This is a genomic window from Citricoccus sp. K5 (assembly GCF_902506195.1).
GTDB lineage: Bacteria > Actinomycetota > Actinomycetes > Actinomycetales > Micrococcaceae > Citricoccus.
This window is the reverse complement of the sequence record NZ_LR732817.1, coordinates 1,956,904-1,972,570: the sequence shown is the minus strand read 5'-3', so window position 1 is coordinate 1,972,570 and position 15,667 is coordinate 1,956,904. Positions and strand designations below refer to the sequence as shown.

Below are 15,667 nucleotides of genomic sequence, written 5' to 3'. Positions count from 1 at the left end.
CATGCCCGTCACCAACGTTTCCAAAGACCCCCAGGCCATGACGATGACCATCGTGGCCGACTTTCCCGTCCCCGTGCGCCGGCTCTGGGACGCCTACGCCGATCCCCGCCAGCTCGAGAAGTTCTGGGGACCCGTGGGCTGGCCGGCCACCTTCACCCGGCACGACATGTATCCGGGTGGTGAATCGCAGTACTACATGACCGGCCCGGACGACGAGAGACCAGCCGCCTGGTTCGAGTTCATCGCCGTCTCCGAGGGGCAATCCTTCGAGGTACTGGACGGATTCAACAAGGAGGACGGAAGCCGGGACCTCGAATCACCGGTCATGCGGATGGTGTTCGCCTTCGAGGAGACCACGGAGGGCTCCCGGCTCGTGCACACCACCCACTTCAACTCCGTCGCCGATCTGGAGCAGATCCTCGGGATGGGCATGGAAGAGGGCACGCTCTCGGCCATGAGCCAGATCGATGCCGTGGTGGCGGACCTGCAGTCCTTCGCCGCCGGCCAGGCCGTGACAACCCAGCTCATCGGGGATCACCAGGCCCGGCTGAGCCGGGTCATCCGCGGCACCCTCGATCAGGTGTGGAAGGCCCACCATGACCCTGAGTTGCTCCGCAGGTGGCAACTCGGACCGGAGGGCTGGACCATGCCGGTGTGCGAGGTCGGCACGGCGGTGGGGGAGACCTACCGCTACGAATGGGAGCGCGAGGGCGGTCAGGACCGCTTCGGATTCACCGGCACGGTTCTCCAGATCGAGGCACCCCACCGGTCGGTCACCACGGAGGCCATGATCGGCCAGGAGCAGACCGCCACGACCAACGAGCTGACGCTCACCCCGGTCGACGGCGGCACCCTCCTGTCCCTCCTCGTCACCTATCCGGACGCGGCACTACGGGAAACCATCCTCTCCACCGGCATGGCCGATGGGATGGAGACCAGTTATGCGCGGTTGGAGTCCGAGGTGCTGTCCGGCTGAGAGGTGCCGTCCCGGCTGGACGCTCCTGCCGTGCCGGCCGCCCGGCGGACACGCTGCCCGGTGTGCGGGCCCACACGCTGGTGGATCTCCTTCTGCCGTTCGCGGCTGAGGGAGGACCACCACGTGTTGGCCGAGACCGGTCCGGACTCCACGGCGTCGTCGTCGGACTCCAGGCCGAAGCGCTCCGAGATGTCCGCGAGGAACGTCATCCGCCGGATCGCCTCGGTCCGCTGCACGTTGACGTGCAGGGCCTTGAACACCGCGATGCACATCAGCACCATGAGGACGGTGAAGGGCAGGCCGATGGTGATCGCCAGGGTCTGGATGGCCGTCAGACCACCCGCAAGCAGCAGGGCGGCGGCCATGACGGCCGTGGCCACCGCGAACATCACGCGGATCCGGTTGGGCGGCTCGGGGTTGCCGCCCGTGGCGATCATGGCCATCACGAGCGATCCGGAGTCCGAGGACGTGATGAAGAAGATCGCCGAGAGCAGGATCGCCCCGACCACCAGGACGGCACCACCCGGCAACTGCTCCAGCACCTGGAACAGCGCGGAGTTGACGTCCACCGAGCCGTCGGCGGCCACCACCGAGGTGTACCAGTCGGGCCGGTTGGCCTCGTAGAAGATGGCGGTGCCGCCCAGGACACCGAACCAGACCACCGAGATCATGGTGGGCACCAGGATCACGCCCAACAGGTACTCGCGGACGGTCCGGCCCCGGGATATGCGCGCGATGAAGACGCCCACGAACGGGGTCCAGGACATCCACCAGGCCCAGTAGAACGTGGACCAGGACGCCTGCCAGGCGTCACCCTCGGCCCCGAAGAACGCGGACGAGTTCAGGGACGTACCGATGAAGTTCTGCAGGTAGTGCCCGAAGGTCTGCACCATCTCCTTGGCCAGGAACTGGGTGGGTCCCACGATGAGCAGGAACAGCACCAAACCGGCGGCCAGCACCATGTTGATGTTCGAAAGCCACTTCATGCCACGGTTGACACCGGACACCACGGACCAGATCACCAGGCCGGTCACGGCAGCGATCATGGCGTACTCGACCCACAGGTCGTCCTCCCCGACGACGCCCATGGACCGCAGGCCGGCGGCCATCTGGGTGACGCCCAGCCCCAACGAGGTGGCCACGCCGAAGACGGTGCCGATCAACGCGAAGCTGTCGATGGCGTGTCCCCAGCCGCCACGGGTCGCCTTCTCGCCGATCAGCGGCTCGATGGCCCAGCGCATGGACAGGGGGCGCCCGCGACGGTGGATGGCGTGGGCGATCGCCAGGCCGACCACGGCGTAGATGGCCCAGGGCTGCAGGCCCCAGTGCAGATAGGTCGTGGCCAGGGCATCCTGGGCCAGGGCACCGACGCCAGGATCCTGCGCCGCGAGACCGGGGCGGGGCGTGGCGAAATGGGTGATCGGCTCCGTCATCCCGAAGAACACCAGCCCGATGCCCATGCCCGCGGCGAAGAGCAGCGCCAGCCAGGACAGGGTGGAGAACTCGGGTTCCTGGTCCGGCCGGCCCAATTTGATGTTGCCCTTGCGGGAGAACCCCAGATAGACGCAGAAGACCACGAAGCCGAAGGCGAGCAGCATGTACCACCAGCTGAAGTTGCTGATGACGGTCTCCTGTACGGCAGCGATCCCCGACTCCATGGCGGCCGGGAAGGCGATGGTCGCGCCGACGAACAAGACGATGATGACCAGTGAGGGCCAGAGGACCCACGGGATGAGGCGGGTGCTGTACTGATTCTCGGTGGCTGCCTCGCCGCCCGTTGGGTGTGTCTCGTTCGGGCTTTCGTCGGTTTTCTCGGTCGTGCCCGGCGGATTACCGCCGGCGGATTCGATGGATGACATGGTCTCCACCCTAAACTGGCCGGTAATGCGGATCCTATTGAAGGGACCACCGGGCTAGGCTCGGAGCGTGTCTGACCTTCCTGTAAGCACCCTGCACACCAGCCGCATCGGCAACGCCGAGACCGCCGAGGACAGCATCGTCTTCCTGCACGGCCTCTTCGGCCGCGGCAAGAACTTCACCCGGATCGCCAAGGACCTGGCACCGGAGTACCTCAGTCTGCTGGTGGACCTGCCCAACCACGGCGAGTCCGAGTGGACCGATGTGGTCGACTACCGTCAGATGGCCGACTCCGTGGCTGCCACGCTCCGGGCCGGCGCCGCCTCGGAAGGCCCCGTGGCCGTCGTCGGGCATTCACTGGGCGGCAAGGTGGCCATGGTGCTGGCACTGCGGCACCCGGACCTGGTCTCCCGACTCATCGTGGTGGACATCGCTCCCACGCAGGCCGGGGGCGCGGAGGGCGAGTTCGCGCACCTACTGGACAGCCTGGCGGCCGTGGACCTGAGCGGCATCGAACGCCGGTCCGACGCCGATGAGGCGCTCAAGGATCCCATCCCCTGGGACACCACGCGGCTGTTCCTGCTGCAGAACCTGCGCAGCGGGCCGGACGGGTATACGTGGGAGCCGAACCTGGAACTCCTGCGGACCAGCCTGGACGCCATCGGCGGGTTCCCGGACACCGGCGGGGCCACCTTCGAGCGCCCCGTGCTGTGGGTGGCCGGCGGCCGCTCAGACTACGTCCGCGATGAGTACACCGCCACCATGCGGGCACTGTTCCCCAAGACCCACAAGGTCACGATCCGCGAGGCGGGCCACTGGGTACATTCCCAGGCGCCCGAGAAGTTCGTCGAGGTCCTTCGCGGCTTTCTGGAGCACAGCTGACCATCAGCTTGAACGCTCGAAGCCGGCCGGTGGCCGACGTCTGTGCGTCCACCTGCGCCGCCATGTGAATCTCAGCCTGCGGCAGCCTCCGGATTGAGCTGGGCCTGAGCAGCCTCACGGTGTTCGGCCATGCCGGACTGAAGGGCGAACAAACCATAGGCCACCGGGCTGGCGGCCATGATCTCCGCGCCGTGATCACCCATCCGGGGCCAGATGCGCCCGCCACGGCGGACGTATTCATCCAGCGTGGCGGCAAACACGTCCGGGGGCACCACTGCGTGGTGGAACGCGAAATCCTTGGCGGGGTCGCCCACGGACGCCGTGGTCCAATCCAGCACCGCGGTGATCTCCTCGTCCACCACCAGGGTGTGGGCCGGGTACACCTCCCCATGGGTGACGACCGAGAACGCCGGCCAGAAACTGTCCTCCGCCAGCCACGCGGACCAGCGCTCCAGCAGCGCGGGGGACACCTTGAACTCCGCATCCACCTGCGCGACGTCCTGCGCCCACTGGGTCCTCACCTGATCCGGATCGCGGACCTCGACGCCGGCTGCGGCGGCTTCGGCGGGATCGATCGCATGCAGTTCGGCCAGAAACGCCCCGAGGGAACGGGCATACCGCTCGGAGGTGACATCGAGATGCCAGACGGGAGCGCCGTCGGGGTCCAGGGTGAGTCCGGGATCCCCCGGAAGCGCTGGATAGGCGATGAGGTCGGTGGCCTGGACGCGCCACTGGGGAACAGCCACAGACAGCTCCGGTCCGACCAGGTCCAGGAGCCGGGACTCGACCTCGGCTCGCTTCAGGGCATCCGGGCGGCGCGGGACCCGGAGGACCCAGCGTTCCCCGGCGGAGTCGTTCGGACTGGTGGCGCTGGAGGCCGCCGTGGTGGCCAGTGCCACGCGGAAGTCGAGGCCCATCTCGTTGATGGACATCGAGGACGGGTCCAGGTCGAGGCCATGGGTTGCCGCGAGGTCCAGCAGTTGTGTGGTGAGGTCAGGACTGCGCATCCCTCCACGGTGGCATCCCCGGCCCGTCTTGTCACGGCCCGGGGCGAGTGGGGCGGAGAGGGAGGCGGGAACCGGAGGTGGCAATGTTCAGGCCGGGTGCATGCCGGCGATCCGGTCGAGTTCCACGGAGGTCGCCTGGTAGGCCAGTTCGGCTCGCTCCGCGGTGTGCTCGAGGGACATCAGCGCCTTCAGGCCGCGCACCTTGGGCTTGCCACCGGTAGGCAGCACGTAGACGGTGACCCCCTCGGGGACGTGCTCCAGGGCGTGGGTGAAGCTGTGCCGGCGGGTGATGTCCACGTAGACGTTGAGCGTCTCCACCATGGAGGTCGGGACCGTCATCTGCTTGTCGAGTTGGCCGGCCTGGAGCACGTAGATCGTTGTGGCCCCGCGACGGACGGCCTGTCCCAGGGGCACTGAGGCGACCAGGCCGCCGTCGAAGTAGTGCTCGTGATCGATGACGGCGGGCGGCAGGAGTCCCGGCACTGTGGCCGAGGCGACGACGGCGGGCACCAGGGGCCCCGTGTCGAAGGAGCGCTCCGCCGCCCGCTCGATCGAGGTGGCCACCGTCACGAAGGGCAGGTCGAGGTCCTCGATCTGGGTGCGGGGCGGGAAGTGCATGGAGATCAGGTCGACGAGGGGCTTGGCGGACAGCGTGTAGGTGCGGCCGCGGATCACCCGGCCGGCCTGGCGGCTCCACGCTTGGCCGAAGACGGCCCGCGCCTCGTCCGTCTGCCACATCCGCAGCATCTCGTGGGCGACGTCCGGGTGCGGGTCGCGGGCCACGACAGCGCCATTGATGGCCCCGACGGAGGTGCCGACGACGAGGTCCGGAGTGATGCCACGCTCGAACAAGGCTCTCAGCTGCCCCACGTGCACGGCACCGCGGACGCCTCCGCCCGCGAAGACGAAGGCGGTCCCCGACGATGTAGCTCTCACGCTTCGACTGTATTCCGGCCGTCCGGACGGTCCAAGCCCCTGGTCTCGTGCCCATGGTCTCGTTGCACTGTCCGCCTGGCTGCGCAGGATCGGAGGTGCGGCCCTACTCCCGAGGGAACATGCTGGTGTCACAGCCTGAATCACCTCGAGGGTGGCGCGACACCGCCCAGAGAACTAGGAGCCCCCCATGAGTACCTCCCTTGCGACGTATATCTCCCTGCCCGGGCACACCGCCGAGGCGTTCGAGCACTGGCATGAGGTGTTCGGCGGCACGCTGGACCTGTTGCGCTATGCCGATGCGCCCATGGAGGGGATGCCCTTCGAGCCCGATCCGCAGGCGGTGGCCCATGTGACCCTGTCCCTACCTGGTGGCGAACTCGCCGGCGGCGACTCCATGGACGGCAAGGACTACCCGATCAGGGACACCGCGTACTCACTGCTCTACACGGTGGAGAGCCCGGAAGCCGCCCGGGAACTGATCGGCAAGCTGATCTCCGGTGGCGGGTCCGAGAACATGCCGTTCGAGAAGGCCCCTTGGGGAGATTGGTACGGCCAGGCCTTCGACCGATTCGGCGTCATGTGGGCCTTCTCCGTCGAGTCCGGCGAAGCGGCTGGCTAGGCCAGCGAAGCGGCCGGCTAGGCCGGCGGCTCGGACTCCGGGCTCTGACCCGGACCCTGCGCCGTAGGACGACGGCCCGGACGGTGACCGGCCACAGCGGCCCGGAGGGAGCCCTCCTCGTGGCCGGCGTCCTCCGCGGCCTCGGAGGACTTGCCGATCGGCAGCAACCGAAGGAGGGGATGCAGGACCGCCATGACGGCCAGACCCCAGATCAGCCCGATCACGGCCGAGCACAGCGTGTTCACCAGCCAGCCGAGGAACCCGCCCACCGCGGGCAGCGCGGCCACAGGAGCCTCGAGGGCATGGACCAGGTCGTAGGGGCCGTGCAGCCCCAGCTCCGCCGACTGCTGGAGCAGGATGTGGCCGCCGACCCACAGCATCGCGATGGTCCCGATGAACGTGATGGCGGCCAGGACCTGCGGCATGGCCTTGACCAGCATCTCGCCGAACCGCCGGGTTCCGGTGCGCTCTTTCTGCGCAAGGTGCAGGCCGACGTCGTCCATCTTGACGATCAGCGCGACGGCGCCGTACACGAGCACGGTGATCGCCACCGCCACCACGACCAGGATGAGGGCGCGGAACCAGATGCTCTCGTCGGCGACCTCGTTCATGGAGATGACCATGATCTCGCAGGACAGGATGAAATCGGTGGTGATGGCCCCCTTGATCACCTTGTCCTCGGCCTCGGGGCCCTTCTCCGTGGCCGGGGTCTGCTTCTCGGCATGGTGGCCGCGGAGCTTGTGCCAGACCTTCTCAGCACCCTCGTAGCAGAGGTAGGTGCCGCCCAGGATGAGGATCCACGGGATGATCCAGGGGATGAAGGCGCTGACCAGCAGGAGCGCCGGCAGGATGATCAGAAGCTTGTTCCGCAGCGAGCCCCAGAAGATCCTCTTGATCATCGGCAGCTCGCGGGACGGGTCCGCCCCGGACATGTACTGCGGCGTGACGGCCGCGTCGTCGATCACCACGCCCACCGCCTTGGTTCCGGCCTTCGCGGCCCCGGCAGCGATGTCATCCACCGAGGCCGCCGCGATGCGGGCCAGGGCGGCGACGTCGTCCAGGAGGGCGACCAGGCCGCCGCTCACCGGTTGCTCCGTGACTGGTCGCCCTGTGTCTGGCTGCATGACTGAACGCGCCGTGCGGATCGCACTGCGGAGGGGTCCGGTTGTATCGAGGGCACCGGAGGCGTCGGGGGAACCGGGTCTGGCGAGGCGGGCAGGGTCTCGCGGTCATCTCGCGTGATCGGCATGCTCAGAGCATACGACGACGGCGGCGCGCCGGCCCACGACGGGTCGGCGGCCCTCGATCGCCAGTCTCGGACGACCAGCTCGGTCAACCCGTTCGGTCACACATCGCGGCGGATGAGTTCCTCCAGGGCGACGGGGGAGAGCAGGTACGGGGCGACCTCCAGCACGGTGAACGCTCCCGTCTTCCCCTCGGCCGCGAGCCGGGCGGCGGCCCGGCCGTAGGCGACCTGGGAGGCGGCGGTGAAGTCCGGATTGGACTCCAGCTCGAGGGCGAACTCCACCGAGCTGCGCGAACCACCCAGATCACCGGAGGTGACCACGTGGCCGCCGTGGGGCATGCCCTGGTGGTCGCGCTCGAAGACCTCGTCGGAGATGAAGTGGACGGTGGTGTCATAGGGGGCGAAGTAGTCCGGCATGGTGGTGATCGCCTCACGGATGTCGGCGTGGTCGGCCTCATCGGCCACCACATAGCACTCGCGAACATGCGCGGAGGTGGCGCTGATCTCGGCGCCGCGGCCGGCCTTGGCCTCCACGATCGCGTCCTCGTTGGGAATCGTGTACTGGACGCCCCGCCGCACCCCGGGTACCCGGCGGACAGCATCGGAGTGGCCCTGGGAGAGGCCCTTGCCCCAGAACGTGTTCTGCTGGGCGTCGGGGAAGAGGGCGGCGGCCAGGGTGCGGTTCAGGGAGAACAGGCCCGGATCCCATCCGGTGGAGATCATGGCGACGTGCCCGCCCTCACGAGCCGCAGCGTCCATCCTGGCGTAGTGGTCCGGGATCAGTTGGTGGTTGTCATAGGTGTCCACGGTGGTGAAGTGACGGGCGTAGCCGGCGGCCTGCTCCGGGATGTCGGTGGCGCTGCCGAGGCACAGGAACAGCACATCGACGTCCTGCGCATGATCAGCTGCCGAGGCGGCGGGGAACACCGGGGTGTCCGTGTCCAGCTCAGAACGTCGGGAGAAGATCCCCACCAGGCCCATGTCCGGCTGGGCGCGGATCAGCTTCTCCACGCTCTTGCCGAGGTTTCCGTATCCGACGATGGCGGCCCGGATAGTCATGGGTGAGCTCGACATGGGTGGGAGCCTCTTTCTGTTCAGGTGTGTTCAGGTGTGATCAGGTGTATCTGTTCAGGCTTGGTGGTGTCTGTCCTCATCGTAGGTGTTAAGCCGAGCCCCGGTCCCGGCCGGAGGGGGCTACCTCCAACGGGCCGTGACAGGGAATGACCGGGAATGACAGGGAATAACAGGGAATAGCCGCGTCGGACCAGGGGTTCAACCTTGGTAGAATCACCACACGGCGTCACGGGACCACCGGTCCCCACCGATCCGCATCCGCTCAGCCTCGGGTTCTCCTCGGGCCTGCCGGTCGGTCGGTCCACGACGCCGAGCATCCGCTTCCATGGACGCGAAACCGCTCGAGGACTTCCCATGGACACATCTTGGAGGTTTTCTCGTCATGCCCGGCACTGTGCCCCACTCCACCAGCGAACCCATCAGCGAGCCCAGCGTCGACCCCAGCGTCGACCCCAGCGTCGACCCCACGTCAGACGTCGTCCAACGTGAGGTGCCGTTGGCCCCGGGCGGCCGCCGGGCCCTGGTCGGTCGCCGCGTCTTCCCGACGCCGGCCGTTCGCCGCGTGGTCTACGCCGTCATCTTCGAGGCGCTCGCCATCGGCTTCACCACGGTCATCCTCGCGCTGATGGGCAACCCGGCCGGCGCCAGCGCCGCCGTCGGGGTGTTGTCCTCCGTGGTGGCGCTGATCTGGAACATGGTGTTCAACACGCTCTTCGAGCGCTGGGAGCGGCGCTCGGGCCACACCGGCCGGCCCCTGCGGATCCGCCTGCTGCACACGCTGCTGTTCGAGCTCGGACTCGTGATCGTCCTGGTGCCCGCCGTCGCGCTGCTGCTGCAGGTCAGCCTGTGGGAGGCGTTCCTCTACGAGGCGGCCCTGATCATCTTCTTCCTCATCTACAACGCGGTCTACGCCTGGCTCTTCGACCGCGTGTTCGGGCTGCCTGACTCCGCCCAGTAGCCGTCAGCGAGCAGTGATCACACCGCCGGCAGGCCGAGGAACTCCCGGATGGCCGGCAGCTCCCGGCGTGCCTGGGCCAGCCCGGCCTCGTGTGCGGCGGCGAGCTTGACCACGTCCTTCTCGCCGTTGGACACCGGCATGGTCTCCGGCACGAACAGGTAGGCCCGGCCCTGACGCTCGAGTTCGAACAACCGCTCCCGCGTCGCGTTGTACCGCTGCCACCGGGTGAGCAGGGCCTCGGCGATCGCCGGGTGCTTGCGGAAGTAGCGCAGGTAGAACCGGGGGAACCGTTCGGGGGCCTTGACGTAGTCGCGTTCGCGGGTGAGTACCGCCAGGAAGCGGTCGTGGCCGGCGTCGATGGCAGCGGACAGGGGAATCCCGCCATCCGGGCCCAGGGCCCCGTCCACGTAGGTCCGCCCGTCCAGCAGCACCGGCGGCATGAGCACCGGCATCGTGGAGGAGGCGCGGACCCGCACCATCAGGTCGGGGAGCTCCTGGATGTCCTCACGACCCCACCACACGGGCTGTCCGGACTCGGCGTCAAAGGCACCCAGCCGCAGCGTCGCAGGGTTGGCCAGGAAGGTCTCCCAGGGGTACGGGAGGGCCTGGTCCGGCAGGCCCGTCTCCTCGTAGATGTACTTGGCGTTGAACAGGCCGTCCCCGCGCAGGAACGTCTTCCAGCTGCCGAACTTCGGGTCGGCGGCGAAGTCCACGAACGAATGCCGCGCCCGCCACGGATCCCGCGCCAGGTAGTTGGCCGTATTGGACGACCCTGCCGAGATACCGGCCACGAAGTCCAGGTGGATGCCCGCCTCGAGCAGCGCGACCGCCACAGCGGACGTATAGGACGCTCGCATCCCACCGCCCTCGAAGAGCAGTGCGGTATCGGTGACATTGCTGCGCAGTTCCACCTCGCCAGCCTAAACCGCTAGGTTGGAGCGCATGGCAACCACCGCATTCAAGTCCAGCCCCGTCAACACCGTCGGGGAGCTGCCCGCCGAGGGCACCCCCGCCCCCGCCTTCACCCTCACCGGGTCCGACCTGGCACCGGTCACCCTGGAGTCCCTGTCCGGACGCACGATCGTGCTGAACATCTTCCCCTCCATGGACACCGGCGTCTGCGCCCAGTCCGTCCGCACGTTCAACAAGGCGGCCGCGGACCTGGAGAACACCACCGTGGTGGCCGTGTCCGCTGACCTGCCCTTCGCCGCCGGCCGCTTCTGCACCGCCGAGGGAATCGACCACGTCACCACCGGCTCGGTGTTCCGTTCCACCTTCGGCGAGGACTACGGGGTCACCCTGGCCGACGGCCCCATGGTCGGTCTCCTGGCCCGCGCCGTCATCGTGATCGACCCGCAGGGCACCGTGACCTACACCGAGGTGGTCCCGGAGATCACAACCGAACCGGACTACGACTCAGCACTGGCCGCCGTCCGCGGCTGATCTGGTTCCGCCCGGTCCACCACGTCCCGTCCCGATCACCGGAGTACCGTGAACGACCCTGAGAACCCGCGGGATCCCGACCGCCCGCCGGTCGGGATCCCGCCCCTTCCGGACCGGCCCCCCGCGGTCGGCCCGATCTATGGCGTGCCCCCGCACCAGTACCAGCCCCCGCAGCAGTACCAGCTCCCGCGCCCACAGCCACGCCGACGACGCCGGAGCCCCGCCTACCGCCTGATCGTCGCCTCGGGATTCCTGGCCGCAGCCATCCTGGCCGGTGGCGTGGGCCTGTTGATCTTCGAGGAGATCCAGGACATCGTGGCGGCGCAGGACCACGGCCCGGCGCTACCGGCCACCGGAGGCGTTCCCCTCGGCGAGGCCCTGCAGCACAGCCACGACGGGATCCAGGTGGATTGGGCTGCCGGCCCGAACCTGGACGACGCCGGCCTGGACCAGGGCTCCCGGGTCACGGATGCCCCGGGTGTGCTCATGGTGGACACCCAGCTGATGAGCGGGATGGGCACCGGCACGGGCGTCGTCCTCACCGGCGACGGGCTGGCCATCACCAACTACCACGTCGTCGAGGACGCCTCCGAGGTCACGGTGACCGTCGCTGACTCCGGTGAGGTCTACACGGCCACGGTGCTGGGACGCGATTCCCTGCATGATGTCGCCGTGCTGCAGATCGAGGACGCGCCCTCCCTGGCCACGGCCTCCATCAACACCGAGCTCCCGGACCGGCGCGAGCCCACGGCGGCCGTCGGCAACGGTGGCGGCCAGGGCTATCTCACCGCCGTGACCGGTGAGTTGACGGGACTGGACGAGTCGATCGTGGCCTCCTCCGGTGTCCCCGATGACATGTCCCGGCTGTCGGGTCTCATCGAGACCAGCGCGGACGTGATTCCTGGCTACTCGGGCGGGCCCCTGGTGGACGGGGACGGTCAGATCATCGGCATCACCACGGCTGCATCCCAGGGGGAGACGGCCGAGGAGGTGGACGGGTATGCGATACCGGTGACGGTGGCCCTGGATGTGGTGGAGCAGGTCCTTTCGGGTGAGGAGACGGACTCCGTCAGCATCGGGGCGGACGGCGCCCTGGGCATCGTGGTGGGCACCGAGCAGGAGCAGGCGGTCGTCATCGAGGTGACGCCGGGCTCCTCGGCCGAACAGCTCGGCCTCCGTGAGCGGGACATCGTCCGCACCGTGGACGGCCAGCCAGTGACCTCGGCCGACGAACTCTCACAGATCGTCAACGACCACAACGTGGGGGACGTCATCACGGTCGAATGGACCACCGAGGCAGGCGAGGACCGCTCGGGTGAGGCCACCTTGCAGGAGGCCGTCGTCTACTGATCGGCTTCGAATCCGGATCGGTCCCCGTCAGGCCGGATCAGCCCAGCTCGGCCCCGCTGCACCGTGATCTCGTCGTCCACATAGACGCGGGCGGAGACGCGGAGCCCGGCCAGGGCCATGACGAGTCCGGAGCAGGCCAGCAGGACGAGCACCAGGGTCCAGTTCCCGGTGGCCGCATGGATCAACCCGACGGTCATCGGGCCGATCGCGGCGACGATGTAGCCGTACGGCTGGACGAATCCGGACAGCCGTGCGGTGACATGCGGCTGCCGGCTGCGGGCGGGGATCAGGGCGATCGCCGTCGGGAAGGCGAAGCCGCCCAGGCCGAGCAGGATGGCCCACCACAGGCCACCCTCGGCCGGGGCCAGCAGCATCCCGGCCCATCCGCCGGCGGTGGCGATGCCGAAGCCGATCATCCACGGCGCGAGGGTCCGGGACCGGTCGATCACGGTGGGCATCACGAGCCCGCCGACCACGCCCAGCGCCGCGACCACGGACAACAGGGCCCCGGCCACGTTGGCGTCCAGTCCAGCGTCCCGGTACATCTGGGGCAGCCAGCCGAACTGCACATAGGCGTTCATGGACTGGACTCCGAACAGCACCATGAGGAACACGGCCGTGGGGGAGGACCGCAGGGGCCGGTCCGGTTCATCCTGAGGCGGAGTCCCCGGGAAGTCGTGCCCCGTGCGGCGTGCCACCAGCAACCACAACACCAAGGGGACGGCGGCGGCCAGCCCCCAGAATCCGAGCGACCACCTCCAGCCCTCGGCCGGGTCACTGGCGGACAGGGCAGACCCGGCCGCTTCGGCCAGGGGCGCGGCGAGGCCCGAGCCTGCGGATCCGCCCACGGTGAGGAACATGCTGTACAGGGTCATCAGGGCCACCGTGCGGCCGCCGCCGTGCCGCTTGATCCACGCGGGAACCAGGACGTTGCCCACGGCCATGCCGGCCAGGGCGAGGGCAGTGAACGGGATGAAGACCCAGATGGACGGGGCGAAGGGGCGCAACAGCAGGCCGAGGACCATCACGATCAGGCTGAGGGCGATGGTCAGGGACAGCCCGGCCCGGCGGCCCAGGCTCACGGCCACGAATCCCACGAGTCCGAACATCAGCCCCGGCAGTGCCGTGATGACCCCGGCCACGGTGCCGTTGATCTGCAGGGAGGCTGACACCTCGGCCAGGACCGGTCCGAGGGCGGTGGCCCCCGGACGCAGATTGATGGCGATGAACACCACGGCCAGCACAGCCAGGGTGAAACCGACGGCCCGGCGGCCGGTGCTGGTGTCGATGCTCGGGTTGTTGCCGGGGTCGGTGGTCATGGATCAGTTCTACAGCGTCGCGAACAGCAACAGCGAAACGGCCATGACGGCCATGCCGGCTACGAGCCCGTACATGGCCAGGTGGTGCTTGCCGTACTCGCGGGCGGTGGGCAGCAGCTCATCGAGGGAGATGAACACCATGATGCCGGCCACCAGGGCGAAGGTGAGGCCCAGGGTGAAGTCGTTCATGAAGGGCATCAGCAGGGCGAATCCGATCAACGCTCCGGCGGGTTCAGCCAGTCCGGAGAGAAAGGACCACCGCACGGCCTTGCGGCGGGATCCGGTGGCCTCGCGGATCGGCACGGCCACGGCCACACCCTCCGGGATGTTGTGCAGGGCGATCGCCAGGGCCACGGGCAGCGCCACCTGCAGGTCGGTGAGTCCGGCGATGAACGTGGCGAAGCCCTCGGGGAAGTTGTGCACGCCGATGGCCAAAGCGGTCACGGTGCCGGTCTTCATCATCCGGCGGCGCTTCACGGCCGCAGCCGGATCGTGGACCAACCCGGGCTCGTGCGGGTTGATCTGCTCAGGCACCAGCCGGTCGATGACGCCGATTAGCAGGATCCCGGCGAAGAACGCGGCTCCGGCAGCCCATGGTCCGGCCGCCGGACCATTGGCCGCGGTCAAGGAGTCCAGGGCCTTGGGCATGATCTCCATGAAGGAGACATAGAGCATGACGCCGGCCGAGAAGCCGAGCGAGACGGATAGGAATGCGCCGGACGCGCGCCGCGGGACCACCGAGATCAGCCCACCGATACCGGTGCAGAGGCCGGCGAGCAGTGTCAGCCCGAAGGCCAGCCAGAAGTTCTCCACCAGCCGAGTGTAGGGCGGCGAGGTCCCCATGTCGGTGCGGGACATGGGGCAATGAGCTTCATTACGCTGGGCCCGTGCATGCCTCCGACATTCTCGAGCTGGCGGCCTCCCGCGGGTCCTCGGTGCAGGTGGCGGTGATCCACCGCGGCCGGACCGTGGTGGACGGGGCCGTCCGCTGCCGGCCCGACGCCCTGGGCTGGCTGTTCTCCGCGTCCAAGCCCTTCACGTCCCTGCTGGTGCACCGGCTCGCCGGCGAAGGCCTGCTGGACCTTGATGAGCCCGTGGCCACGTACTGGCCCGACTACGGTTCCGGCCGCCGGTGGCCGCGGAGCGAGAGAACCTCGAAGGCCGGCACCACCCTCCGCGACGTCCTGACCCACCGCTCCGCCGTCCCCTCGGCGGGGCCCTATCCGGCTGCCGTGATGGCCATGCACCGCACCGAGGCCTCCCTGCAGCGGGTGGCGGGAGGCCGGCGTCGGAACCGGAGATATGGTGCCGGTCCCGCCTACCAGCCGTTGGACTTCGGGTTCATCCTCGCGGAGGTGGCACGGCGGGCCACCGGGCGAGCCACCGGAGGGGACGGAGACCTGGGCTGGGCCGGGCTGCTGCGGGAGCTGGTCCTGGAGCCGGCCGGGCTCCAGGACGTCCATCCCGGCGTGCCGGATGCCGAGCTGCACCGCTGCCTGCCGTTCGACGGTTCCCTCCGCGCTGCCCCGGGTGGGCCCGTGGTCGCGGCACTGCTGAACCGCCGGGTCGTCAGACAGGCTCAGATCCCGGCGGCCGGGATCTCCACGACCGCGCTGGAGCTGGCGCGGTTCTACCGCCATCTGCTCCAGGTCCCGGAGCGGGAGGCGCTGTGCACGCCGAGTTCAGACGGGGGCCCGGACGGCTGGACCAGACTTCCCACCCGCTGGGGGACCGGGGTGCAACTGGGCGGCACCGGAGCGGGATGTCCGCTGGGAGAGACCAGCACGGAACGGACCTTCGGGCACAACGGATCGGACGTCTGCCTGGGCTGGGCGGACCCGGACCTGGACCTGGCCGTCGGGCTGGTGACCGACCGGGCCAGCGGCCACCCGGCAGATCGGAGGCTGCTGGTGGAGGTCTCCGACGCCATTCGTTCGCTGGCAGCGAACGGGCCCGGGAGTAATCCTCGAATCCCGACTGCTTAAAGGAGCTGGCTCCGA

The 15,667-nt window shown here is 68.8% G+C and carries 15 protein-coding genes; 7 read left to right on the top strand and 8 right to left on the bottom strand.

The genetic code is table 11. From position 1 onward, the window contains the following. Position 1 precedes the first annotated feature (1 nt). Complete coding sequence (locus BOSE125_RS08720; RefSeq protein WP_159551773.1) at positions 2 to 976, top strand: SRPBCC family protein; 975 nt, start codon at positions 2 to 4, stop codon at positions 974 to 976. Here BOSE125_RS08720 and BOSE125_RS08715 read toward each other — a convergent pair. Next, positions 940 to 2,835 carry a BCCT family transporter gene (locus tag BOSE125_RS08715; protein WP_159551771.1) on the bottom strand — a complete coding sequence of 632 codons (1,896 nt, stop codon included), beginning with the start codon at positions 2,833 to 2,835 and terminating at the stop codon, positions 940 to 942. The genes BOSE125_RS08720 and BOSE125_RS08715 overlap by 37 nt on opposite strands. A gap of 67 nt (positions 2,836 to 2,902) precedes the next feature. Here BOSE125_RS08715 and BOSE125_RS08710 point away from each other — a divergent pair, with 67 nt between their 5' ends. Then, on the top strand, positions 2,903 to 3,715 hold the full coding sequence (locus BOSE125_RS08710) for an alpha/beta fold hydrolase (protein WP_159551769.1): 813 nt from the start codon (positions 2,903 to 2,905) through the stop codon (positions 3,713 to 3,715). A 71-nt stretch (positions 3,716 to 3,786) separates the two neighbouring features. Here the strand turns inward: BOSE125_RS08710 and BOSE125_RS08705 are convergent, their stop codons facing one another. Continuing rightward, positions 3,787 to 4,722 carry a macrolide 2'-phosphotransferase gene (locus tag BOSE125_RS08705; protein ID WP_159551767.1) on the bottom strand — a complete coding sequence of 312 codons (936 nt, stop codon included), beginning with the start codon at positions 4,720 to 4,722 and terminating at the stop codon, positions 3,787 to 3,789. 87 nt (positions 4,723 to 4,809) lie between these two features. Next, positions 4,810 to 5,658, bottom strand: coding sequence for a patatin-like phospholipase family protein (locus BOSE125_RS08700; protein ID WP_159551765.1), 849 nt, complete (start codon positions 5,656 to 5,658; stop codon positions 4,810 to 4,812). A gap of 187 nt (positions 5,659 to 5,845) precedes the next feature. Between BOSE125_RS08700 and BOSE125_RS08695 the strand changes: the two genes are divergently transcribed. Further along, positions 5,846 to 6,277, top strand: a complete 432-nt coding sequence (locus BOSE125_RS08695; protein WP_159551763.1) for a VOC family protein — start codon at positions 5,846 to 5,848, stop codon at positions 6,275 to 6,277. A 17-nt stretch (positions 6,278 to 6,294) separates the two neighbouring features. Here BOSE125_RS08695 and BOSE125_RS08690 read toward each other — a convergent pair whose 3' ends face one another. After that, a complete protein-coding gene (locus tag BOSE125_RS08690) occupies positions 6,295 to 7,362 on the bottom strand; it encodes a DUF808 domain-containing protein (protein ID WP_159551761.1) in 1,068 nt (355 codons plus the stop codon). Between the two features lie 260 nt (positions 7,363 to 7,622). Continuing rightward, entirely contained in the window at positions 7,623 to 8,597 is a 975-nt protein-coding gene (locus tag BOSE125_RS08685) for a diaminopimelate dehydrogenase (RefSeq protein ID WP_371300583.1), read from the bottom strand. A gap of 382 nt (positions 8,598 to 8,979) precedes the next feature. Here BOSE125_RS08685 and BOSE125_RS08680 point away from each other — a divergent pair, with 382 nt between their 5' ends. Next, positions 8,980 to 9,555 carry a PACE efflux transporter gene (locus BOSE125_RS08680; RefSeq protein WP_159551759.1) on the top strand — a complete coding sequence of 192 codons (576 nt, stop codon included), beginning with the start codon at positions 8,980 to 8,982 and terminating at the stop codon, positions 9,553 to 9,555. A 17-nt stretch (positions 9,556 to 9,572) separates the two neighbouring features. Here BOSE125_RS08680 and BOSE125_RS08675 read toward each other — a convergent pair whose 3' ends face one another. Beyond that, a complete protein-coding gene (locus BOSE125_RS08675; RefSeq protein WP_159551757.1) occupies positions 9,573 to 10,466 on the bottom strand; it encodes a patatin family protein in 894 nt (297 codons plus the stop codon). Between the two features lie 31 nt (positions 10,467 to 10,497). On the opposite strand from BOSE125_RS08675, the gene tpx reads away from it, so the two are divergent. Both tpx and BOSE125_RS08665 read left to right on the top strand, forming a co-directional pair. Then, positions 10,498 to 10,998 carry a thiol peroxidase gene (gene tpx / locus BOSE125_RS08670; RefSeq protein ID WP_159551755.1) on the top strand — a complete coding sequence of 167 codons (501 nt, stop codon included), beginning with the start codon at positions 10,498 to 10,500 and terminating at the stop codon, positions 10,996 to 10,998. A 48-nt stretch (positions 10,999 to 11,046) separates the two neighbouring features. Beyond that, on the top strand, positions 11,047 to 12,348 hold the full coding sequence (locus BOSE125_RS08665) for a S1C family serine protease (RefSeq protein ID WP_236557895.1): 1,302 nt from the start codon (positions 11,047 to 11,049) through the stop codon (positions 12,346 to 12,348). On the opposite strand, the gene BOSE125_RS08660 is transcribed toward BOSE125_RS08665, so the two are convergent. Both BOSE125_RS08660 and zupT read right to left on the bottom strand, forming a co-directional pair. Beyond that, positions 12,342 to 13,667: an MFS transporter gene (locus BOSE125_RS08660; protein ID WP_159551753.1), complete on the bottom strand. Its 1,326-nt coding sequence runs from the start codon at positions 13,665 to 13,667 to the stop codon at positions 12,342 to 12,344. The two genes, BOSE125_RS08665 and BOSE125_RS08660, sit on opposite strands and share 7 nt — an antisense overlap. Positions 13,668 to 13,676: 9 nt before the next feature. After that, positions 13,677 to 14,525 (bottom strand): zinc transporter ZupT, encoded by an 849-nt coding sequence (zupT, locus tag BOSE125_RS08655; RefSeq protein WP_236557894.1) that lies wholly within the window; start codon positions 14,523 to 14,525, stop codon positions 13,677 to 13,679. Positions 14,526 to 14,554: 29 nt separating this feature from the next. Between zupT and BOSE125_RS08650 the strand changes: the two genes are divergently transcribed. Further along, the gene (locus tag BOSE125_RS08650) at positions 14,555 to 15,652 is read left to right on the top strand and encodes a serine hydrolase (RefSeq protein WP_159551751.1); all 1,098 of its coding nucleotides are present in this window, start codon (positions 14,555 to 14,557) and stop codon (positions 15,650 to 15,652) included. Positions 15,653 to 15,667 lie beyond the last annotated feature (15 nt).